The sequence below is a fragment of the Brevibacillus dissolubilis genome, from assembly GCF_006170445.1.
Taxonomy (GTDB): Bacteria; Bacillota; Bacilli; order Brevibacillales; family Brevibacillaceae; genus Brevibacillus_B; species Brevibacillus_B dissolubilis.
This window is the reverse complement of the sequence record NZ_VCNA01000002.1, coordinates 54,299-80,789: the sequence shown is the minus strand read 5'-3', so window position 1 is coordinate 80,789 and position 26,491 is coordinate 54,299. Positions and strand designations below refer to the sequence as shown.

The 26,491-nt window shown below is 53.0% G+C and carries 3 protein-coding genes; all 3 read left to right on the top strand.

From position 1 onward, the window contains the following. Window positions 1–6 precede the first annotated feature (6 nt). Window positions 7–3,207, top strand: coding sequence for an ATP-binding protein (locus FGI41_RS02845; protein ID WP_176560097.1), 3,201 nt, complete (start codon window positions 7–9; stop codon window positions 3,205–3,207). A 41-nt stretch (window positions 3,208–3,248) separates the two neighbouring features. Continuing rightward, window positions 3,249–3,923 carry a response regulator transcription factor gene (locus FGI41_RS02840; protein WP_139488436.1) on the top strand — a complete coding sequence of 225 codons (675 nt, stop codon included), beginning with the start codon at window positions 3,249–3,251 and terminating at the stop codon, window positions 3,921–3,923. Window positions 3,924–4,164: 241 nt separating this feature from the next. After that, window positions 4,165–26,478: a non-ribosomal peptide synthase/polyketide synthase gene (locus FGI41_RS02835; protein WP_176560096.1), complete on the top strand. Its 22,314-nt coding sequence runs from the start codon at window positions 4,165–4,167 to the stop codon at window positions 26,476–26,478. Window positions 26,479–26,491: the final 13 nt, after the last annotated feature.

The window sequence follows — 26,491 nt, the reverse complement described above, 5'->3', positions numbered from 1 at the left end:
ATGAGAGTGCTTCACCGATTAACCATTCTCCTCATCCTGTGTGGACTCCTTGGTCTCATCGGTTCGGGATGCAGTACATCAAATCCCCAGACATCATCATCAGCCACAGCCGCCCAAGCAAAAAAACCGCCCAAAGCAATCAATGGTGTGCTGGATGCAACCGATTGGGATTTTGCCAAGGATGGGCCGATTACGTTGGATGGGGAGTGGGACTTTTATTGGTCTTCGCTGTTGCCGACTTCCCAATTCCTTGACCCTGCCGCCAACACCCCGGCAAAAACGGGAACGCTTACTGTCCCTGGAGCCTGGCGCGGGAAAAAGGTTGAGGGCCAAGAGCTTACCGAAGACGGATATGCCACCCTGCATCTCTTGGTCAAGACCAAGGGGCTGCATGGGCGTTATGGGATTCGCTCCACGGAGATGTTTACGTCCTTTCAGCTTTTTGTCGAGGATCAGCTGCTGTCACAGGCAGGTGTGGTAGGGAAGACGGCAGAGGAGGCTGTCCCGCGCTTTTTGACACAGGTGACGTTTTTTACACTAGATCAGGATACCGTCCATATCACCCTGCATGTCTCCAATTATTTTTTCCGGAGTGCCAAATCCCGCAGTCTGGTCTTTGGGACAGAGGAGCATCTGCTCGGCCAGCGGGAGAGGGGAGTCGCTTATGACGGGCTTTTGTTCGGTGGCATCCTGTTCATGGGGATGTCGCATATCGCCTTTTTCCTGGTACGCAGAAAAGATTTATCAGGGCTTTACTTCGGTCTGACCTGTCTGCTGGTGGCCCTGCGTATTTTCATGACCGGATCAGACCGTCTGCTTGGTCTGGCGTTCCCCGAGTTCGACTGGTTTATTCGGAACAAGCTGATGTATTTGACGATTCCGTTGGCGTCCTCGACACTGCTGCTGTACATCCGCTATACCTTTCCAGGAGAGACCTCGCTTAGGCTGGTTCGATGGTATTTGGTTGCGTGTGCACCATTTGTCGCGCTGATTTTGTTTACTTCGAATAAAATATTTGACCGGTTTTTGGTCGTGTTGATCCTGTTTGTCCTGTTCGTCTTGTTCTATTCGGTGTGGGTCGCGGTGAAGGCGATGCTTAGGAAGTCGCCGGGGACGTATCTCTTTATGATCGGCTTTGCTTTCCTCATCCTGGGCTTTATTAACGAGGCATTGTATACGCTGGGGATTGTGCAGGGAACCTTCATGTCGGGAGATGGACTGTTCTTGTTCATGCTGGCGCAATCTTTTATGCTGTCCAAAAAATATGCACAGGCCTTCGTCCGGATCGAAGACCTGTCCGAACGGCTGCTGGAGCTAGACAAGGCCAAAGACCAGTTTTTTGCCCAGACCTCCCATGAGCTGCGCACACCGTTGCACGGGATGATCGGCTTGGCGGAATCGCTTCGGACAGGGGTAGCCGGGTCGTTGCCGGCGGCGGCCAACAATCATCTGCAGCTGATCATCAGCAGTGGATGGCGCTTGGTCCAGCTGGTCAATGACATCCTCGACTACTCCAAGCTCAAGGAAAAACAGATCACCCTGCGTAAAGTTCCCGTCGATCTCGCACAGGTGGTGGAGTTCGTCCTGCTGGTGCTGCAACCGCTTGCTTCGAAAAAACAGCTGACCCTGCGCCACCATATCCCGCCCAACACGATCGTCTATGCGGATGAAGCACGGCTTCAGCAGATTTTCCATAACCTAATCGGCAATTCGATCAAATTCACCGATACGGGCAGTGTGTCCGTACGGATGGTGGATCGGGTGGAACGTATCGAGATTCAGGTGAGTGATACGGGAAGCGGGATTGAGCCGGAGCATATGGAGCGGATTTTTGAATCCTATGAGCAGGCAGGGGTATGGGCGCAGCAGGATTTTATCGGCAGTGGTCTGGGGCTTCATGTGTGCAGGGAATTGGTCGAATTGCACGGTGGACAGCTGGGGGTAGAATCAGCAGTCGGAGTAGGCTCCACCTTTCATTTTACGCTGGAGCTGCATGAACCCAAGATATCGTCGGGTACAGGTACGTACGCTCATGCGCACGGGGAGTATCTGAGGGAGGCTGCGCCTGCATTCATACCATTGGCTGCCACTCTGGAGAAGCTGGAGCATCCTGCCGCATCGTTGCAACCCAAAGCCCCGTTGATTCTGATCGTAGACGACGATCCGGTCAATCTTCAGGTGATGCAAAGCTATTTATATAACGAGCCGTGTGTCGTACACGAGGCCCAAAGCGGCGCAGAAGCACTCCGTCTGCTCAAAGAGGGGATGAAGCCTGATTTGATCCTGCTGGATGTGATGATGCCCAAGCTCTCAGGGATCGAGGTCTGTCAGCGGATTCGTCAGCAGTATTCCCTGACCGAGCTGCCGATCCTGATGCTTACCGCCAATAACCAAGTAAGCGATCTGATCAAAGGCTTCGACGCCGGGGCCAATGATTATCTGCTCAAGCCGATCGGCAAGGATGAGCTGATGGTTCGTGTCAGCATGCACTTGCAGCTGGCGCGCTGGAATCAAGAGCTGGAAGAAAAGGTCATCGAGCGGACAGCCGAACTGGAGGAAGTGAACCACCAGCTCCGCGACTCGATGGTTGAGACCGCCAAAGCGATGGCCAATGTCAACATCCTCGAAGAACGCAACCGGATTGCTCACGATGTGCATGATATCGTCGGGCATACCTTGACCGTTACCAATATTCAGATGGAATCGGTCAAGCTGTTGCTGAACAAAGATATCGAGCGTGCCGTAGAGCGGATGGAAAAATTACAGGAGCTGATCCGCCAGAGTCTGACAGAGGTCCGGCGCACCGTCCGTATGTTAAAAGAGGGGGATCTGGACGAAGATATCCTTTTTTCACTGGAAACGCTGATCAAAGAAACCGAGCAATATACCGGTGCTGTGATCAACTACGAGATGGACATCGTGACACCGGTTGGCGCTGTGAAGCACAAAATTCTGTACCACGCCTTGCAGGAGGCGCTGACCAACGGCTTTCGCCACGGACAGAGCACCCGTTTTTCCTTTATGCTCCGGGAGCAGGACGGACAGATCCGGTTCCGCCTGGAGAGCAATGGAAACCGCTTCGGTGACTCATCGCTTGGCTTCGGCTTGACGGCGATGAAAGAGAGGATCGAGCTGTGCAACGGGTCGTTTCATATCGAGGATGGAGAGACAGAAGGCTGTGTCTTATCCATTACGCTGCCAGTCTGATGAGAGTGGGGATGGCTGACAAAGGGGGGAGGAACTCATCAATGAGTGTAAAACGAATACTGATCGTGGATGACCAGGCACTGTTTCGTGACGGGCTGGAGGTTATTTTTGGATTGGAAGAAGATATGGAAGTCATCGGCTATGCTGAGGATGGTCAGCAAGCGGTCGAGCAGGTCAGAACGCTCTCCCCTGATATTGTCTTGATGGATATTCAGATGCCTGTGCTCAATGGGATTGAGAGCATCAAGCAGTGCAAGGCGATTGCTCCTGACCTGTGTGTCATTATCCTGACGACTTTTTCTGATTACGATTATATAGTGGAAGGGTTGCTGAATGGAGCGAGCGGCTTCTTGCTCAAGGATATGCGGGCAAGCGATCTGGTCGACTCCGTCCGCAAAGCCTATCACGGACAGCTCATGCTGCCTGTCCCAGTAGCCAAAAAACTGGCTGAAAAGCTGAACAGTCTCTCCGCCATCGCCACGGGTGAGCTTGAGATGACCAACATCCGCAAGCAAGGCATCGAGCTGAGCGAGCGTGAACGTGAAATCGCGACCCTGATGCTGCAGGGACTGACCAACAGGCAGATCGCCAACACCCTGATGATGACCGAAGGCACGATCAAGAACTATATCAGTAACATGTATAGCAAGGTAGGGATTAATGATCGGGCCAAGTTCATCCTATATTTGCAGCAAACTAAATTTTTAACTACATAGAAAATTCATACCGATAAAATCCTGGAAACAAAGCGTTCTTTGTACCCAGGATTTTTTTATTTATGATAAAAATATATAAAAATAGGACTTTTTGTTTAAACTTATCACTGTTATTATTGAAATATAGGAAAATATAAACAAAGAATTTACAAAAATTAAAGCCTTATGTATTATAATGGTGAATAATACATCATTAATATTCATAAGAGAATAAAGAGAACCGGGGAGGATAATGGTAGTAATGAGGAGTAGCGAGACTTATCAACTAACTCATCCCCAAAAGCGGATCTGGTTTACGGAGGAATTTTTTCCTAATACCAGCATCTCGAACATTGGGGGTCTTGCGCATGTAGAGGCAGACCAATTGGATTTTGGGCTTTTGGAACAAGCGATTCAAGCATTTCTCCAACTGAATGACTCCATCCGGTTGCGCATCGTATGGGATCAGGAACGGAATGAGCCGCGCCAGTATTTCGCACCTTATACGCCGGTCAACATTCCGTACTACGACTTCAGTGGATCAGCAGATAGGAGTGAGCTGGATGCTTGGGCACAGAATCAGTTCGAGCAGCCACTCCCGATGATCGATCAGGATCTGTTTGAGTTCGCTGTCATCAAAGAAAGCGAGCAAAAGGGACACCTGTTCATCAAAGTACACCATATCCTGATGGATGGTATGGCGTTCGTCCAGATCGTAAACCAAATCATTACGCTCTATACGGAATTGGTACGCAATGTGAATGTATTAGAGAATACGCAATATCCGATACCGGCACCCTATACAGAATATATCCAGGGTGAGATGGAATACGAGCAGTCCGAACGTTTTGCAAAAGACCGGGCATTCTGGCATGCGGAGTTCGACACGCTGTCTGAGTTTACAGGACTGAAGACACAGGATGCGTTTACGGTCAGCACAAAAGCACGACGCAAGCGCTTCATCGTACCACAAGCGCTGCGTGACGAGGCACAGGCCTTCTGCAAAGAGCACAATATCAGTATTTTTACCTTGTTCATGAGCATGTTCCATGTGTATGTCTACCGCTTGACCGGACAGTCCGATATCACGATTGGGACAACCTGTTATAACCGCACCCAGCGGAAAGAAAAAGATATGATCGGGATGCTGGTAAGTACGATGCCATTCCGCGTGCAGGGAGAACCTGAGCAGGACATCCTCTCCTTTATCCGCAATGTAGCGAAGAAGCAAACGAAATTATTTCGTCATCAGAAATATCCATACAACCAACTCGTGCAGGAAGTCCGTGAGAAGCACCCAGATGTGAACGGTCTGTTCCGACTTTTTGCCGGATTCCAGGTGCTTGGGTTCGAACAGATCGATGGTGTGCGCTATATCTTTGACCAGTTGTTCATGGGACATCTGACCGAGGAGATCGCGCTTCACGTCCAGGACCATCATGATAAAGACCTGCTTACCATCGAGATTGACTACATAACAGACGTATTCACAGAAGCTGATATTGATAAATTGACCGACCATCTATTCCATCTGATGGAGGATGCGATTCATCATCCGGACAAGCGCGTGGATGAGCTGCAGATGCTGACAGATGCAGAAAAAGATCTGATCCTAGGGGAATTCAGTGAAGTGATCACAGACTACCCGCGTGAGAAGACGATCCATGAATGCTTTGAGCAGCAGGTGGCATTGACCCCTGAGCGTACCGCACTGGTATTTGAATCCAAAACGATGACATACGCAGAGCTGAACGAACGGGCCAACCAAGTGGCTCACCACCTGCGTAAAGCGGGAGTGAAGCGCAAGGATGTCGTCGGTTTGATCGCCGATCGTTCGTTTGAGATGATCATTGGCATCATGGGGATTTTGAAAGCGGGCGGAGCCTACCTGCCGATTGATCCGGAATTCCCGGCTGAGCGGATTTCATTCATGCTCGAAGATACACAGGCGAACGTATTGCTCAGCCAGTCCCACATGGCTGACCTCGTATCTTTCCATGGACAAGTCATCAAGCTGGAAGACCCGGCCATCGATGCAAACGATACCACGAACCCTGTGCTTGTGAACGACTCACAAGATCGTTGCTATATCATATACACCTCTGGTACGACCGGTAAACCAAAAGGGATCGTCACCTTGCATACCAACGTCAACCGTGTCGTGAAGAACACCAACTACATCGACATCAACGAAGACCACACCCTGTTGCAGCTCTCCAACTACGCCTTCGACGGTTCCACCTTTGATATTTTCGGTGCGCTGTTGAACGGAGCGAAGCTGGTTCTGATGAAAAAAGAGACTGTGACCGATATTGTGGCCCTGTCGGCTCTCATCCGGGATGAAAGTGTAACCGCATTCTTTAGTACGACAGCTCTGTTTAATACATTGGTAGAAGTGGCCGTTGAGAGCTTGCAGGGAGTCCGCAAAATCCTGTTCGGCGGGGAGCGTTGCTCGGTACGTCATATCCGCAAGGCACTGGAGTTCCTCGGGCCAGATGTATTGATCCACGTCTATGGACCTACCGAAACGACCGTATTTGCCACCTATTACCCGATCAACGAGGTACCGGAAAAAGCCGTTACCGTCCCAATCGGAAAACCGCTGGCGAACACGGAACTCTATGTCCTCGATGCCCAAAACAAAATCCAGCCGATCGGCGTGGCCGGTGAATTGTGCATCGCAGGGGACGGGGTGGCACTCGGCTATCTCAACCGCGAAGATCTTACCGCAGAAAAATTCGTACCGCATCCGTTCCGCCCAGGAAAAGTGATGTATCGCTCCGGCGACTTGGTGAAGTGGCTTCCTGACGGCAATATCGAATACCTCGACCGGATCGACATGCAGGTCAAAATCCGCGGCTTCCGTATCGAGCTGGGTGAAATCGAAGCCAAGCTGAACGATCATGAAGCGGTCAAAGAAGCGGTGGTTATCGCCCGTGAAGATGAACCGGGTCACCGTTATCTCTGTGCCTATGTCGTCGTGGAGCAAGATCAGCAGGAACTCCCTAACGTATCCGACTGGAAAGCGTATCTGAGTCAAGACCTGCCGCACTATATGATTCCGACCCATTTTGTCAGCTTGGACAAGATGCCGCTTACCACCAACGGCAAGATTGACAAGCGTGCTCTGCCAAAACCTGACACTTCCCTGACCGCAAGCAAGGAATATGTCGCCCCACGTACCGAGTCAGAAGCCAAGCTTGCAGAGATCTGGCAGGATGTATTGGGGATCGAGCGGATCGGAATCCATGAGAATTTCTTCGAGTTAGGCGGACATTCACTGAAAGCAACCGTGCTTGTTTCCCAGATCCATAAAGCGTTCGGAATTCATTTGTCGATTCGTTATGTGTTCCAATTCCAAACCATCGCAGAGATGATTCATCTGCTGGAGAGCGGGATGAAGGAAGCGGCGGTCACGCAAATGGAGGAAAAAACCACCTTTAGCTCCATCGAACCGGTGGAGACACGCGACTACTATCCACTGTCTGCCGCACAAAGACGGATGCTGATCACCAGCCAGCTGGAAGGCGCATCGGTTACGTACAACATGCCAAATTTGTGGAAGATCGAAGGTGAGATCGATCCGGCTCGTCTGGAGCGCGCGATCCAAATCCTCATCGACCGCCACGACAGCTTCCGTACCTCATTTGTCTGGGTAGACGGGGAGCCTGTGCAGCAGATCAAGCCAAGTATTGATTTTACACTGGATCACCAAGTTACAACAGAAGAGGAAATTGGAGTTACTGTTGGCAAATTTGTGCAATCGTTTGAACTGGCAAAAGCCCCGTTATTCCGGGCCCAACTCATCACGTACGGCGAGAAAAAACACTTGCTGATGCTCGATATGCACCACATCATTTCGGACGGGGTCTCCATCGCGGTCTTGTTTGATGAATGGTCCAAATTGTATGTGGGAGAAGAATTGCCAGAATTGCGTGTGCAATACAAAGATTTTGCGGTATGGCAAGAGGAGCTGTTCAAGACTGATGTAATGGAGATCCAAGAGCAGTACTGGTTACGTCATATGGACGGGGAGATTCCAGTCCTGCAGCTGCCGACCGATTTCCCAAGACCAGCGGTGCAAAGCTTCGACGGTGCGACCGTGTCCTTCCTCACAGATGCGAAGCTTACCCAATCGCTGCGTGACTTGGCTGCACAGACAGGAACAACCATGTACATGGTACTGTTGACCGCCTTCCAAGTACTCTTGTCCAAATACAGCGGGCAACACGACATCCTCGTCGGTACCGCGGTCGCCGGCCGTCCACATGCTGACCTGCAGTCGATGATTGGGATGTTCGTCAGCACCCTCGTGATGCGTGGCTATCCAGAAGCAGAGAAGACCTTTGCTGCCTTCTTAGAGGAGATGAAAGAAGCCTCCTTACGCGCGAACGAAAACCAAGATTATCCGCTCGAAACGATGATCGAAAAACTGGGCATCAAGCGCGATCTCAGCCGTAATCCGCTGTTTGACGTGATGTTCGTCCTGCAAAATACTCCGCGATCTGACCTGGCTTTCGGCGATGCCACAGTGAGTCCATATCCACTCAGCTTTGACATTGCCAAGTTCGATCTGACCTTTGAGGTAGCAGATTACGAAGATCATTATCAGTTTGCTTTCAACTATTGCACCAAGCTGTTCAAACAGGAGACCGTTGAGCGCATGCTGGCTCATTTTGTCCAGATTCTCCATGCCATTCTGCACAATCCAAGCGTTCGCCTGTCTGAGATCGACATGCTGACGGTCGCCGAGAAAGAGACTCTGTTACAAGAGTACAATCCGGCCCCAACCCCATATCCAGCTGATCGGACCATCCACCAGCTGTTTGAAGAGCAGGTATCGCTTCGCCCGGATCACCCTGCGCTTTATGTGGAGGGCCAGCTGCTGACCTATCGGGAGTTGAATGAAAAGGCGAACCAGCTCGCCCGTCATCTCCGTGAAAAAGGAGTACAGGCCGACCAGCTCGTCGCGATCATGGCAGACCGTTCTGTAGAGATGATCGTCTCCATCTTCGCCATCCTCAAAGCAGGTGGGGCCTATGTCTCGATCGACCCGATCTATCCTGCTGAACGTATTGGGTACATGCTGACAGACAGCCAGGCACAGATTCTGCTGACCCAGCGTCCCTATGCAGAGAACGTACCTTTTGACGGGCATATCCTGCTTGTTGATGATGAGTCGCTCTATAGCGGAGAGACTGCTAATCCAGATTATAAGGTACAGACAACCGATCTGGCCTATGTCATCTACACCTCTGGTACAACCGGGAAACCAAAAGGGGTAATGGTCGAGCACCACGGGATTCCGAACCTGATTCAGAACATCCGTACGCACTACGGGATGTCTGAGCAGGACCGTGTCATGCAGTATGCCAGCTCCTCGTTTGACGTATCGGTAAAAGAGATTTTCATGGCCCTGCTCAACGGAGCCACTCTCTACGTGCCGACCAAAGAGACCACGCAAGATCCGGCACTCTACGAAGCGTACATGAGAGAGCATCAGATCACGGCAGCGATTTTGCCACCTGTTTTTGCCGTGCATATCAATCCGGATCAACTGACATCTCTTCGCCTGCTGTTTACAGGTGGTTCCGCTACTACCATCGAGATGGTACGCACCTGGAGCAAGCGTGTACGCTACGTCAATGCGTACGGCCCAACCGAAGCATCCGTACAGGCAACGGGATGGATCGCCGAGGAGCGCGAAGACGGCCTGATCACCATCGGTAAACCGCTCGACAACGTGCAGCTCTATGTGGTCAACAGCGCGCATCAGCTGCAGCCAATCGGCGTACCGGGTGAGCTGTGCATCGGCGGGGTAGGCTTGGCCCGCGGATATCTCAACCGTCCGGAACTGACCGCTGCTGCTTTTGTCACCAATCCGTACGTTCCAGGTGAACTGATGTATAAAACAGGTGACCTCGTGCGCTGGATGCCAGATGGCAATATCGAATATCTGGGCCGCTTGGATGATCAGGTCAAAGTGCGTGGTTATCGGATTGAGCTGGGTGAGATTGAGGCACAGCTGTTGACTCACGATGAGATCATTCAGACCATCGTCATCCCATTGACCGATGAGCATGGCACCACCGACTTGGCCGCTTATCTGACCGCTACAAGAGAGTTGTCCGTAACCGAATTACGTCAACATATCGGAAAACACTTGCCAAGCTATATGATCCCAGCATACTTCGTCCAACTCGACGAGATGCCGCTCACCGTCAACGGCAAGATCGATAAAAAAGCACTGCCAAAACCAGAAGGCTCCAAAGCAACCGGTCTGGAATACACCGCACCTGTCACCGATACACAAGCGATTCTTGCTGACGCATGGGGCAGTGTGCTGGGAATCGACCGCGTCGGGATCAACGACAATTTCTTCGAGATCGGGGGCGACTCGATCAAAGCGATCCAGATCTCAGCCCGCCTGCACAAAGAAGGGCTCAAGCTGGAGATGCGCGATCTGTTCAAGCACCCGACGATTGCCGAGCTGAGTCAATTCGTCAAGTCTGTCACCACCACATTTGACCAGGGAATGGTCGAAGGGGAGGTACCGCTCACTCCGATCCAGCACTGGTTCTTTGCGACACAGGATCAGGATCGTCATCATTTTAACCAAGCCAATATGATTTTCCGTGCAGAAGGATTTGATCGGGAAAAAGTAGCCGAGGTATTCGGACGCATCATCGAGCATCATGATGCACTGCGGATGAGCTATGGGTTTGGCACAGACGGCGTGATCGAACAGGTGAATCAAGGAGTGACAGATGCTCCATTCCATCTGGAAGAATTCGATCTGACCCATGTGACAGAGGAGAAGGAGACAGCCGCACTCATCGCCAAGGAAGCCGACCGCCTGCACGCTGGCATCGACCTGACAGGGAAGGGGCCGCTGGTACAGCTGGGTCTGTTCCATACCGTGCAAGGTGACCATCTGCTCATCGTCATCCACCATCTGGTTGTGGACGGTGTATCCTGGCGCATTTTGCTGGAGGATTTCTCTACGGGCTATGCACAGTCATTGCGCGGGGAAGCGATCGTGTTCCCGGCGAAGACCGTATCGTTCAAGGAATGGGCGACCCGTCTGCAATCGTATGCGACGAGCAAGGCCCTGCTCAAAGAAGTCCCATACTGGAACCAACTGGAGCAGACCCCGATTCAAGCCTTGCCACGCGACGAGCATACCGGAGAAAACCGCAAAAAAGACAGCTCTACCCTGCAAATCCAGCTTTCCAAAGCCCATACCAAACGCCTGTTAACACATGTGCATCACGCTTACCATACCGAAATCAACGATCTGCTGCTCACCGCACTGGGTATGACGCTTTCGGCTTGGACAGGGGCTGATCACCAGCTTATCCTGCTCGAAGGTCATGGACGTGAAGACATCATGGAAGGCATGGATATCACCCGGACAGTCGGCTGGTTCACCTCCGCCTATCCAGTCGTGATCCATACCAATCAATCTGACATCGCTGCCCAAATCAAGCAGGTCAAGGAAACCCTGCGTCAGATTCCGAACAAAGGGGTCGGCTATGGCATCCTGCAGTATCTGACTCCAGCTGAGTACCGTGAGTCGTTGACATTTGCTCTGCAGCCGGAGATCAGCTTCAACTATCTGGGGCAGTTCGATCAGGACAGCGCGACAGAGGTGTTCGCCGCATCGTCTATGCCTAGTGGAGAAGCGCTCAGCGACCAATTTGTCCGTGGTCAACAAGTGGAGATCAATGGCGGTATTTTTGGCGGCAAGCTGCAAATGGCGCTCGCGTACAACCACCATGCGTTCGGCAAAGCGACCATGAAGCGTCTTGCAGATCAGTTCAAAGCCAATCTGATTGCGATCATCGAGCATTGTGCCGAACAGAAGGTCAGCGAACAGACACCATCTGATGTGGGGGCGCGTACCCTGACGATTGCCGAATTCGAACAGATCAAGGCGACGGTACAACAACAGGTCAAAGAGGCTGCGATCACGAAGGCTTATCCGCTTTCCCCGATGCAGGAGGGGATGCTGTTCCACGCGATGCTCGAACCAGACAGTCCTGCTTATTTTGAGCAAAACTGCATTCCGTTCACAGGCCGGTTTGACCTTGCGCTGATGGAGCAGAGTCTCCATGCTGTCTTGGCCCGCTATGATGCGTTGCGCACGGTGTTTGTCCACGAGCATCTCGCACGTCCGCACCAGATCGTCCTGCGCGAACGCACCACCACGATTCATTTTGAAGACTGGTCAACGCTTGGGGAAGAGGAGCAACAGGCCCGTCTTACTGCATTCCGTGAGCAGGATAAACAGCGCGGCTTCGATCTGTCCCGTGATGTATTGCTGCGGATCAGCGTATTCCAGACAGGTGTGGATACGTATCGGATGCTGATCAGCTTCCATCACATCATTCTGGATGGCTGGTGCTTCGTTCTGGTACTCGATGAGCTGTTGCGGACCTACCATGCGGCGCTCCATCAGACACAGGCTCAGCTTGGTGTGGTGTATCCATACAGCGACTACATCGGCTGGCTGGAGAACCAAGACAGAGAAGAGGCGCTTGCTTACTGGCAGCAGTACCTCGCAGGTTATGAGCATTTGGCGACCCTGCCAAAATGGCGCACACCGAAGACCAGCAGCTATGTGCAAGGCAGTCATATCTTCTTCCTCGACAAAGCGACGACCGCTGGCTTGGAGCGTCTGGCGAAGCAGCACCAGACCACACTCAACAATGTGTTCCAAAGCCTCTGGGGCATTCTCTTGGGACGCTACAACGGCGTGACCGATGTCGTATTCGGTGCAGTCGTATCCGGTCGTAACGCGGATGTGCAAGGAATTGAACAAATCGTCGGTCTGTTCATCAACTCCATCCCTGTGCGCGTCCAGCCGAATGCAGCGATGAGCTTTGTGGATCTGCTCAAGGACGTACAGGCACAAAGTCTGGCTTCCTCTGCTTATGATTATTTGTCCCTCGCAGAGACCCAGGCACTGAGCAGCCTGAAAAAAGACCTGCTCGACCACCTCGTCGTCTTTGAGAACTATCCGACACCGGACGAAGAGGAGACAGCAGCTGGTGAAGAGCGTCTCCGCTTTGATTTTGCTCAGATGGATGCGTTCGAGCAGACCAACTATGATTTCACCGTATTGGTCGCACCTAACGATGAGTTATATATCAACTTCAAATACAATGCGGTCGTCTACGATCCGCAGCTGGTAGAGAACATCGCGAGCCACCTCAGCGTACTCGCCCAAGCTATTGTGACCAATCCTGAGGCCCATATCGGCACCATCAACATCCTGACCGATGCCGAGAAGCACCAAGTCTTAGGGGTGTTCAACGACACAGAAGCGGACTTCCCGCGTGACAAGACGATACATCAGCTGATGGAAGCGACAGTAGCGCGCATCCCAGATCAGCCAGCGGTCTATTTCCAAGACCAGCAGTTGACCTACGGCGAGCTGAACCACCGTGCCAACCAAGTCGCCCGTACCCTTCGTGCGAATGGAGTGACGGCCAACAGCATCGTGGGGATTATGGCAGAACGCTCACTTGAGATGATCGTCGGGATCATGGGGATTATCAAGGCAGGCGGTGCCTATCTGCCGCTTGATCCGAAGCATCCGCAGGACCGTCTGGAATTCACCTTGGAAGACAGCCAGGCACAGGTTCTCTTGACACAGTCTCATCTGATCGGTGTGGTTGCTTTTGACGGTCTGGTCATCGACTTGGATCAACCGGATGCCTACCACGAAGACGGCTCCAACCTCGAACATATCAATCAGCCGACAGATATGGCCTATGTCATCTACACCTCCGGCTCTACCGGCAAGCCAAAAGGAGCCATGATCGAGCACTGGTCCGTACTGAACCGCCTGCTCTGGATGGACAAGGCTTATCCGCTTGGGGAAAGCGATGTAATCCTGCAAAAGACACCGTTCACTTTTGACGTATCCGTATGGGAGATGTTCTGGTGGTCATTCGTCGGGGCACAAGTCAGCTACCTAATCCCAGAAGGGGAGAAAGAGCCGGCTACCATCGTCAACGAGATCGAACGCCGCCGCGTGACGACGATGCACTTCGTACCGTCGATGCTGCATGCCTTCCTAGAGCATATCGACATCAACCGCAGTGAAATCAGCCGCCTTGCCAGCCTACGCCATGTCTTCGCTTCAGGGGAAGCCCTGCAGGTAGCACATGTCGAACGGTTCAACCGACTGCTTCACGAAGCACACGGAACCAAGCTGATCAACCTGTACGGCCCAACCGAGGCGACCGTCGACGTATCTGTGTTTGACTGCTCCACAGGGGAAGCACTCGACACCGTACCAATCGGGAAACCGATCGACAATACTCAGCTCTACGTCGTCAGCCCAGAGAACCAGCTCCAGCCTATCGGAGTCGCAGGTGAACTCTGCATCGGAGGAGTACAGCTGGCCCGTGGCTATCTGAACCGTCCAGAACTGACCGCTGAAAAATTCGTTGAGAATCCTTTTGTCCCAGGGGAGCGGATGTACCGTACCGGAGACCTGACCCGCTGGATGCCGGACGGCAATATCGAATACCTCGGCCGGATCGACCATCAGGTGAAAATCCGCGGGTACCGGATTGAGCTTGGCGAGATCGAGACCCAAATCTTGGCGCATCCAGACTTGAAAGAAACCGTCGTAGTCGCCCGCGAAGATCATGCCGGGGAAAAATACCTCTGCGCCTATATCGTCGCTACCAGAGAGATTACGGCGTCTGAGATGCGTGAGTTCCTGAGTGAAGAATTACCGAATTACTTCATCCCGTCTCACTTCGTACAACTGGAGAGCATGCCACTCTCAGCCAACGGTAAGATCGACCGCAAAGCTCTTCCGACAGACGGCTTCATCGGCAGCGGCACCGAGTACATCGCACCACGTAATGAACGGGAAGAGAAGCTCGTTACCATCTGGAAAGAACTGCTCGGCATGGAGCAAGTAGGCGTGCGTGATGACTTCTTCGTCCTTGGTGGTCACTCGCTCAAGGCGACCGTACTCGTCTCCAAGCTGCATAAAGAATTCGATACCAAGATCGCTCTGCGTGATATTTTCACACATACCACCGTGGAGCAGCAGGCAGAACTGATCGGACAGTCTCAGAAGCAATCCTATGCGGCGATCCAACCAGTGGAGACACGCGATTACTACCCAGTCTCCTCCACACAAAAACGAGTGCTGATCATCGCACAGATGGAAGGCGCAGAGACTGCGTACAACATGCCAGTCGTGCTTACCCTCAACGGTACGATAGATGCCGCACGTCTGGAGCTTGCCCTCCAAGAGCTGGTACAGCGTCATGAGAGCTTGCGTACGTCGTTTGACTGGATCGATGGTGAGCCTGTGCAGCGCATTCATCCAGAAGTACGCTTCGAGATGCCACTTACTCATCTCGCATCCGACACCGTCTCCCGTGACGAACTGCTGTCCCAAGCGGTACAAGGCTTCATCCGTCCGTTCGACCTCAGCCAAGCGCCGTTGATCCGCGCCGAGCTCGTGACGTTCGGAGAGGATGATCACGCGCTGATGATCGACATGCACCACATCATTTCCGACGGGGTCTCGCTGAATATCCTTTTCGAAGAACTGTCCCAGCTCTATGCGGGCGGACAGCTTCCAGAACTGCGCATTCAGTACAAAGACTTCGCCGCCTGGCAGCAAGCTTTCTACCAGACTGATGCGATGAAGCAGCAAGAAGCGTACTGGTTAGAAGCACTGTCCGGTGAAATCCCGTCCTTGACTCTGCCGACCGACTTTGCCCGTCCGTCTGTGCAAAGCTTCGAGGGTGACATCGTACCGTTCTCCATCGACAAGGAACTGGTACAGGAGCTTCGCCGACTTGCATCCGAGACTGGCACGACTTTGTACATGGTACTGCTCAGTGCTTTCCAAGCGATGCTGGCTAAGTACAGCGGTCAAGAGGAAATCCTCGTCGGAAGCCCGATTGCTGGCCGTCCACATGCAGATCTGGAGTCAATCGTGGGAATGTTCGTCGGCACACTCGTGCTGCGCGGCTATCCGGCGCGCCACAAGACGTTTGACACCTTCCTGCAAGAGATGAAGGAAACGGCTCTGCATGCCTTTGAAAATCAAGATTATCCGTTCGAGGAACTGCTGGATCGATTAGATGTGAAGCGGGACATGAGCCGCAATCCACTGTTTGACGTGATGTTCACCCTGCAAAACATGGGTCGGGCAAGCGTGAGCCTCGACGGCGTAACAGCCACCCCGTATGAAGGGGACCTGCAGCTTGCCAAGTTTGACCTGACACTGGCAGCAGAAGAGGGCGATGACGAGCTGGTCTTCTACCTCAACTACTGCACCAAGCTGTTCCGCGCAGACACCATGCAACGAATGGCGGGTCACTACACCCAAGTGCTTCGTTCCATCGTGTCCAACCATCAGATCCGTCTCTCTGAGATCGACATGGTTACAGACGCAGAAAAAGAACAGCTGATCACAGCCTTCAACCTGAACAGCATGGACTATCCACAAGAGGCGACGATCCACCAGATCTTTGAGATGCAAGCGGCGAACCATCCGGCACATCCGGCTCTCTATTACCAAGGTCAGCAGCTCAGCTACCAGGAGCTGAATGAAAAAGCCAACCAACTGGCCCGCCTTCTCATCGCAGAAGGAGTGAAGAGAGACGACATCGTAGCGATTATGGCTGACCGTTCCCTGGAGATGATCATTGCGATTATGGCTGTGCTCAAAGCAGGTGGGGCGTATGTACCAGTCGATCCGGTCTATCCAATCGACCGCATCCAATACATGCTCGAAGACAGTCAGGCGAAGGTGCTGCTCACCCAAAGCCATCTCAACGAAAAAGTCCCAACAGACATCCGCGTCATGAACCTCGACGATGCCAGCCTGTACCATGGCGACACATCCAATCCAGAGCAGGGTGCACTCGCAACCGACCTCGCCTATGTGATCTACACATCCGGTACAACCGGAAAACCAAAAGGGGTCATGCTGGAGCATCACGGGATTGTCAGCCTGCACACGTATGTGCAAAGTCAGTTTGAGCTTGGCAAGAAGGACCGTTTCACTCAATTCGCCAGCTTCTCCTTTGACGCATCTGTATTAGAAATCATGATGTGCCTGCTCTCAGGTGCGACACTGTACCTGCCGACACAGGAGATCGTACAAGATCCGGCTGCATTCGGTACGTTCGTCGAGACGAACCAGATTACCGTTTCGTTCATTCCGCCGGTCTACATCACCAGTGTCGATCCTGACCAATTCAAGTCCCTGCGTCTACTCATCACAGGCGGCTCCGCGTCCAACAAGGAGATCGTCCAGACGTGGAAAGACCGCCTGACGTATTGGAATGCGTACGGCCCGACTGAATCCTCCATCATGGCTACGGCATGGATCGCCCGTGACCGTACGGATGGCGTTGTCCCAATCGGCCAACCGATTTCAAATACGCAGGTCTACATCGTGAATACGGACAATCAATTACAGCCAGTCGGTATCCCAGGCGAGCTTTGCATCAGCGGTACAGGTCTTGCACGCGGCTACTTCAACCGTCCTGATCTGACTGAACAAGCATTTGTCCAAAACCCATTCGTCCCAGGCGAACGCATGTACAAGACGGGTGACTTGGTCAGATGGCTCCCTGATGGCAACATCGAATACCTCGGCCGTATCGACGATCAGGTAAAAGTCCGCGGCTACCGGATCGAACTCGGTGAGATCGAAGCCCAGCTGCTCACGCACGAAGACGTGAGAGAAACCGTTGTCCTCGCGCATACCGATGAGCGCGGCCAGACCGAGCTATGTGCCTACCTCGTGGCCAGCCGCAATCTGCCTGTCGCAGAACTGCGCAGCCACATCGGACAGCATCTGCCGTCGTACATGATTCCAGCCTTTTTTGTCCAGCTGGATCAGATGCCGCTGACGGTCAACGGCAAAATCGACAAGAAAGCTCTGCCAAAACCAGACGCAGCAGCCATGGCGTCCGGCGCCGAATACACGGCACCACGCAACGAAATCGAAGCGATGCTTGCAGACTGCTGGCAAACGGTTCTGGGTGTAGCCCGCATCAGTATTTACGACAACTTCTTTGAAGTAGGGGGCGACTCGATCAAGGCGATTCAGATCTCTGCCCGCCTCAACAAGCAAGGCTGCAAAATGGTGATCAGCGACCTGTTCAAGAATCCGACGATTGCCGAGCTGAGCAAGTACATCAAGACCGTCACCCAGACCCATGACCAAGGAACGGTCGAGGGGGATGTCCTGCTTACACCGATCCAGCGCTGGTTCTTCGAGGAGCATCAGACCGATCTGCATCATTTTAACCAAGCGAACATGCTGTACCGACAAGAAGGATTTGACCCGGATGTATTACGTCAGGTCTTCGCCCGACTGGTGGAGCATCACGATGCATTGCGGATGAGTTTTACGATGGATGCGGACAGCCTCCGACAAGTGAACAAAGGCATCAGTGACACCAACGAACATGCCTTGCAGCTCGAAGTCATCGATCTGACCCAAGTCGCAGACGAGACCATCTTAGCAGAAAGAATCGAGCAAGAAGCAAGTCGGATCCAAGCGAGCATCGATCTCAACGGTCCACTGGTCAAGCTTGGCCTGTTCCAGACCGGTGCGGGAGATCATCTGTTGATTGCCATTCATCACTTGGTCATCGACGGGGTATCCTGGCGCATCCTGCTTGAAGATTTCACCTCCGCGTACACCCAGGCAAGCCAAGGGGAAGCGATCACATTCCCTGAGAAGACCACTTCGTTCCAAGAGTGGGCCAAACAATTGGATGCTTATGCCACCAGCAAAGCCCTGCTCCAAGAAAAAGGCTACTGGAACCAAGTCGGACAGGCTCAAGTCCGCCCACTTCCAACCGATCATGTGATCAGCGACAACCGCATGCAGGAAGCAACCACGCTGACCATCGAGCTGTCCCGTGAGCATACCGGGCAATTGTTAAAAGATGCACACCGCGCATACCGTACCGAGGTGAATGACATCCTCCTGACAGCGCTCGGCAAGACCGTTACGGACTGGACTGGAGACGATCAAGTGCTGTTGCTCTTAGAGGGTCATGGACGCGAAGACATCATCGAGGATGCCGACATCACCCGTACGATCAGCTGGTTTACATCGTCCTACCCTGTCGTGCTTGATTTGTCCAAAGCGACCGATACAGCGTACCGCGTCAAGTATGTCAAAGAAACGCTGCGCCAGATTCCGAACAAAGGGATTGGCTACGGCATCCTGAAGTACCTCACGCCAGCCGAATCGAAGCAAGATATCACATTTGGTCTGCAACCACAGATCAGCTTCAACTACCTCGGTCAATTCGATCAGGAGGCTAAGACAGGTGTATTCAGTGTCTCCCCGATGTCCAGTGGTGTGATGGTCAGCCCGAACATGGAGCGCGATCAGTTGATCGATATCACAGGCGTGACAGTCGGCGGCCAGCTGAAGCTTTCGGTGATGTACAATCACCATGCGTTTGATCCGGGCAACATGGAGCGCTTCACCGACCAGCTCAAAGCGAATCTGCTGGCAGTCGTAGAGCATTGCGTCAGCCAGACAACCAGTGAACGCACTCCGTCTGATCTCGGCTATGGCAAGCTCAGCATCGACGAGTGGGAATCCATCCGCCGATTTGTCCAGGAAAGAGCAGGGGAAGCAGAGATCGCCAAGCTGTACCCACTTTCTCCGATGCAGGAAGGTATGCTGTTCCATGCTTCGATGGATCATGAGTCCTTTGCTTATCTGGAGCAATACCGTGTACCGCTTCGTGGCACATTGGAACTTGGACTCCTGGAGCAGAGCCTCAACACCGTGATCGACCGATATGATGTACTGCGTACGGTCTTTGCTCACGAAGGGCTGCATCGTCCATTGCAGATTGTCCTCGGTGAGCGTACGACCAGCATTACTTTTGAAGATATTAGCCATCTAGATCATCACGGACAGTCCGCTTATCTGGAAGCCTGCAAGCAACAGGATAAAGAGCGCGGCTTTGATCTGACCCAAGATATGCTGATCCGTGCTGCCATCCTGCAGACAGGATACAGCGAGTATCAAATGATCTTTACGTTCCATCACATTCTCGCAGACGGCTGGTGCATCCCGATCATCATCGGAGAGTTCTTCCATATCTATCACCAGCTGCTCAACGGCCTGCCGCTCGAACTGGCACCGGTCTATCCGTACAGCGACTATATCGACTGGCTGGAGCAACAGGACAAAGCGGAAGCAACCACCTACTGGACCGAGTACCTCGCAGGCTACGAACAGCTCGCGACCCTGCCAAAACTGCGCCACGGTCAAGAAGGCGAGTACGATCACCGGACACATGTCTTCTACTTGGATGAAGAGACCACAAGCGGACTTGAACTGCTCGCCAAGCAGCACCATGCGACGATGAACACCTTGTTCCAAGCCGTATGGGGAATCCTGCTTGCCCGTTATAATCGGGTGGATGATGTCGTATTTGGCGCAGTCGTCTCCGGCCGCAATGCCAATATCCCAGGCATCGAACAAATGGTAGGTCTGTTCATCAACTCGGTTCCTATCCGCATTCAGATGGGGTCTGACCAAGACTTTGCCCAGCTGATGCAGCAGGTACAGGGAGCCGCATTCGCTTCGGCGTCCTATGATTATCTGTCTCTCGCAGATATTCAGGCGACAAGTGATCTGAGACAAGGCCTGCTTGACCACCTGATCGCTTTTGAGAACTATCCGACCCCGTCTGAAGATGGCCGTGCCGTACTCGACAAGCGACTGGAGATGGACTTCGAGCAGGCAGAAGTATTCGAACAGACCAACTACGATTTCAACATCGCCGTAGGACCGGGTGACAAGCTCTTTATCAAATTCATGTACAACGGACTCGTCTATGATCAACAGCTGGTAGAGAACATCGCGGCACACCTGACCCAAGTGGTACGCACGATTCTTACTAACCCATCTGTGAAGCTAAGAGAGATCGATGTCGTCACAAGCGAAGAGAGAACTCTATTAGTAGACGGATTCAACCAGACCAAGGTTGCATACCCAGCCGATCAGACGATCCACCAGCTCTTTGAGCAGCAGGCGAAGACACAGCCGGATCATCTGGCCCTCCATTTCGAAGGAGAGCAGCTGACCTACCGACAGCTCAATGAAAAAGCCAACCAATTGGCGCGGGTACTCGTCGCACAAGGTGTCGTGACCGACCAAATCGTCGCGATCATGACCGACCGTTCTCTTGAAATGATCGTCGCCATCCTCGCTGTGCTCAAAGCAGGCGGAGCGTACGTGCCGATCGATCCGGCCCATCCGGCAGAGCGTATCGCCTTTATGCTCGAAGACAGTCAGGCAAAAGTGGTGTTGACTCAGGATCATCTGCGCCCAATCGTCTCGTCTGACACAGTAGCGTATGCAGGTGTGGTTCTTGATCTGACTGATCCAAGCCTGTACGTGGGAGACGATTCTAATCTCCTGCTGCCAGTTCGTACGACCGATATGGCTTATGTCATCTACACGTCAGGTACGACAGGCAAACCAAAAGGCGTCATGGTCGAACACCATGGTATCCCGAACCTGATCTCTTATTTCCGTAACCACTACGGTGTGAATGAACAAGACCGTGTCCTCCAGAACGCAAGCTTTTCCTTTGACGTATCGGTCAAAGAGATCTTCATGGGCTTGCTCAATGGTGCGGCACTCTACATCCCAACCAAGGAAACGACACAAGACCCAGCCCTGTTTGAAGCGTACATGAGCCGTCACCAGATCAGTGTGACCGCCCTGTCGCCAGTCTTCCTTGTCCATGTTGATCCAGACAAGCTCACATCTCTGCGCCTCCTGTTCACTGGTGGTTCAGCGATCACAGCCGATCTGGTCGACACGTGGAAAGACCGTGTCATCTATATCAATGCCTACGGTCCTACCGAAGCATCCGTCCAAGCAACCGGATGGAATACACGCGAAGCGCGGACAGACGGAGTACTGCCGATTGGACGCCCGATCGACAATACCCAAGTCTATGTGGTAGGTACCGAGCATCAATTACAGCCAATCGGAGTAGCAGGCGAATTGTGCATCGGCGGGGTAGGTCTGGCCCGTGGTTATCTCAACCGTCCAGAGCTGACCGCTGAGAAGTTCGTTGACAATCCATTTGTCCCTGGAGAGAAGATGTACAAAACAGGGGACTTGGTCAGATGGCTCCCAGACGGTCAGATCGAATATCTCGGACGTCTTGACGATCAGGTAAAAGTCCGTGGATTCCGGATCGAGCTGGGTGAGATCGAAGCGAAGCTGCTTACCCATGAAGTGGTCAAAGAAGCCATCGTCCTCGCACACACCGATGAAAGAGGACAGACCGACCTGTGCGCATACATCGTCACAGAAACTGACGTGACGATTACAGAGCTCCGTCAGCACCTTGGTCAAGATCTGCCGGCTTATATGATTCCGGCTTACTTCGTCACCTTGGAGAAGATGCCAACCACGATCAACGGCAAAATCGACAAGCGTGCCCTGCCAAAACCAGACGGCATGATGGATACAGGCGTAGCATATGTAGCTCCACGCAACGAGACCGAAGCAAAACTGGTCGCGATCTGGCAAGATCTGCTCGGTGTTGAGCGCATCAGTGTGCACGATGATTTCTTTGCACTCGGTGGTCACTCGTTAAAAGCGACGTTATTGCTCTCCAGACTGCATAAGGAATTCGACACGCAGACCGCACTCCGCAGTATTTTCCAACATCCGACCGTAGCCGAATTGGCACAGATCATCCAGCAAGGGCAAAAGAGTGCCTTCACAGCGATCCAGCCGGTCGAGCGACGCGAATTCTATCCGGTATCATCCGCGCAAAAACGTCTGCTGATCCTCACCCAGCTCGAAGGCGCAGAGCTCACCTACAACATGCCGTTTGCGGTGAAGCTGAGTGGCGAGGTTGACCCGGTTCGTCTGGAAGCTTCTATCCAGACACTGGTAGATCGTCATGAAAGTCTGCGTACCTCATTCGACTGGACAGATGGTCAGATGAGACAGTATGTGTGGGATCAGGCAACCTTCCGTCTGGTTCACAGACAGGTGACCGCTGATCAGGTAGAAGGGTTTATGGCGGAGTTTACCCAGCCGTTTAACCTGAACGAAGCTCCATTATTCCGTGCTGAACTGCTCACATACAGTGGCAATGAGCATGTGCTGATGATGGATATGCACCACATCATTTCCGACGGGGTGTCGATGAATATCCTGCTTGGCGAATTGAGCGCGGTCTATTTAGGCAAGGACCTGCCTGAATTGTCCATCCAGTACAAAGATTTTGCCGTATGGCAGCAAGAGCAGGCACAAAGCACTGTCCTGCAAAAACAAGAAGCATACTGGCTCGAAGCACTCGCAGGAGACATCCCTGCGTTGCAAATGCCAACCGACTATCCGCGCCCGGCCGTATACAGCTATGACGGGGACAGCCTTTCCTTCATGGTTGACCAAGACCTGGCCCAATCCTTGAACCAGCTGGCACAGGCGACAGGAACGACCATGTACATGGTGCTAATCGCCGCTCTCCAAGTCACGCTCTCCAAATACAGCGGTCAGGAAGAGATCCTCGTCGGCAGTCCGGTAGCAGGCCGTCCGCATGCTGATCTGCAGTCCATCGTCGGTATGTTCATCAATACGCTCGTTATGCGCGGCTATCCGGCGGCAGAGAAGAGCTTTGCAGACTTCCTGGCGGAGATGAGAGAAACCGCTCTGCATGCTTTTGAAAATCAGGATTATCCATTCGAAGAACTCGTTGAGAAGCTGGCACTGAAGCGAGACATGAGCCGCAACCAACTCTTCGACGTCCTGTTCACCTTGCAAAACATGGGTGAGCGCGATGAACAGTGGGCGCTGGGTGAGGCAAAAGCCGCCCCGTATGAATTGCCATACCAGATCGCGACCTTTGATATCACTGTCACAGCGCGCGAGCTTGGCGAAGGGATCGGCTTTGAGCTGAACTACGCCACCAAGCTGTTCAAGCGCGAGACCATGCAACGCTTCGCCGCTCATTACAAGCAAGTACTGCGTCAGATCGTGAACAACCATCAGGTACGCTTGGCTGAGATCGACATGGTCACAGAGGCCGAGAAGCATCAATTGCTGGTGGAGTTCAATGATACCCGCGGCGAATTCCCGGCAGAGGCAAGCCTGATCCAGCTCTTCGAAGCGCAAGTGGCGCTGCGACCGGACAAGCACGCGATCTATTTTGAAGGTCAAGCTCTGACCTATCGGGAAATGAACGAGAGAGCGAACCAGCTGGCCCGCGTCCTCATCGCCAAAGGAGTCGGCACAGAGGATACCGTCGCGATCATGACCGACCGTTCTCTTGAGATGTATGTAGCGATCCTCGCTGTGCTCAAAGCAGGTGGCGTCTACGTCCCAGTCGATCCGGTCTATCCGGCAGAGCGCATCCAGTTCATTCTCGAAGACAGCCAAGCCAAGGTACTCTTGACCCAGACTCATCTGCTGGGACAGGTACAAGACCACGGTCAAGTGCTCGATCTCAACGAAGCTCATCTGTTCGTAGGCGAGACAAGCAATCTGGATGTACAGACGACCGCCGATCAGCTGGCATACATCATCTACACGTCTGGTACAACCGGCAAGCCAAAAGGCGTTATGCTCGAAAACCGTGGTGTCGTCAACCTGATCGTGCATCTCCAAACCACATACGGCTTCACAGATCATGACCGCATCACGCAATACGCGAGCCAATCGTTCGACCCGTCGATCATGGAGATTTTCGTCACATTGCTCAGTGGTGCCACCCTCTATGTACCGACCAATGAGGTCAGACAAGACCCGGTCATGTATCAGGATTTTGTGGTGGAGCATCAGATTACCGCCATGGATATTCCAGTCGTCTTCGCTGCTGCGCTGAAGCCGGAGAAGATGCCATCCCTGCGGTTTGTGTCTACGGGTGGCTCAGCTCTGACCCCTGCGGTAGCAAAAATCTGGAAAGATCACGTCCACTTCGTCAACTCCTATGGTCCGACCGAGACAACGGTTCAATCGACCGAATGGACCGTGGTAGAGAGAGAAGACCGACTCTTGCCAATCGGACGTCCAATCCCGAACACCCAGATCTATATCGTCAGCCGCCATAACCAGCTCCAGCCGCTCGGCGTGCCGGGTGAACTGTGCATCGGTGGTGTCGGTTTGGCCCGCGGCTACCTCAACCGTCCTGACTTGACGGAAGAGAAGTTCGTCACCAACCCGTTTGCAGCAGACGAGAAGATCTACAAGACAGGTGACTTGGCAAGATGGCTGCCAGACGGCAACATCGAGTTCCTCGGACGCCTCGACGATCAGGTAAAAGTACGCGGCTACCGGATTGAGCTCAGTGAAGTAGAGAGCCACATCTTAAGCCACGACGAGATCACCGAGACCGTGGTCATCGTCCATCCAGATCCAACCGGGCAGGATCAGCTGTGCGCCTACATCGAGGCCAAGCGTCCGATGAGCGTGGCTGAACTGCGCGATCATCTGGCACAGACGCTGCCGTCCTACATGATTCCTTCTTACTTCGTCCAGGTGGAGAGCATGCCGCTTACCGTCAACAACAAGATTGACAAAAAAGCCCTGCCTGCCCCAGAAGGAAATATGGATACAGGGACAGAGTACGAAGCTCCGGCCAACGAGATGGAAGAAAAACTCGCAGCCATCTGGGCACAGCTCTTAGGTATGGGCCGAGTCAGTGTCGAGGCAGATTTCTTCGAGCTGGGTGGTCACTCGCTCAGAGCGGTAGAGCTTGTCTCTGCCGTCAGCAAAGAGATGAATCTGGATATGCCGCTGCAATTCGTGTTCCGCTACCGTACCATCCGCAACCTCGCCCAAAAGCTGGACGAGCTGCAATGGGTACAAGTCGATCAAGAAGCACCGGTCACCCTGCTCAATGAAGCAGGCAACCCGATCATCTTCGCCTTCCCGCCAATCGCAGGTCTGGGGGCCGCGTTCAAAGAGCTCGCTGATGAGCTTACGGGTACCTCGATCTATGCGTTCGATTATATCCATCACGAAAACCTCGTCGATGAATATATCAAGCACATCCTGACGATCCAGCCAACTGGCTCCTACATGCTGATGGGGTATTCCGCAGGGGGCAACGTCGCCTTTGAAATGGCCAAAGCAATGGAGGCGAAGGGTCACAAGGTTGAGTCGATTATCCTGCTCGACTCCGTTCGTCAGGTCGAGATGAACAGCATGAGCGAAGAGCAGATTCGGGAAAGCGTGGAACTCATCGACAAAGCGGCGGAAACGAATGAAATCCTCCGCGTACCAAGCATCCGTAAGCGTGTCGCCGCCTCCATCCAAAGCTATTCTACCTATCTCAACAGCTTTGCCAATGAAGGTGTGATCCAAGCTGATATCCATCTGATCCTCGCTACAGACGCCGCCGAACGCGAAGATCACCTCAAGTGGAAGCAATCTACACAAAGTCACTACAGCGAGTATGCAGGTCATGCCACCCATCAAGACATGGTCAGCGCCGAGGCAGCCAAACCTCATGCCGAGCTGATCCGTCAGATTCTTTTCCGCACGATTCCTGTAGAACTGTAGGAACTGTAGGATG

Bases quoted from the DNA above. Each gene is read 5' to 3' on its own strand.
- FGI41_RS02835 (WP_176560096.1), top strand. From the start codon at position 4,165: ATGAGGAGTAGCGAGACTTATCAACTAACTCATCCCCAAAAGCGGATC.
- FGI41_RS02840 (WP_139488436.1), top strand. From the start codon at position 3,249: ATGAGTGTAAAACGAATACTGATCGTGGATGACCAGGCACTGTTTCGT.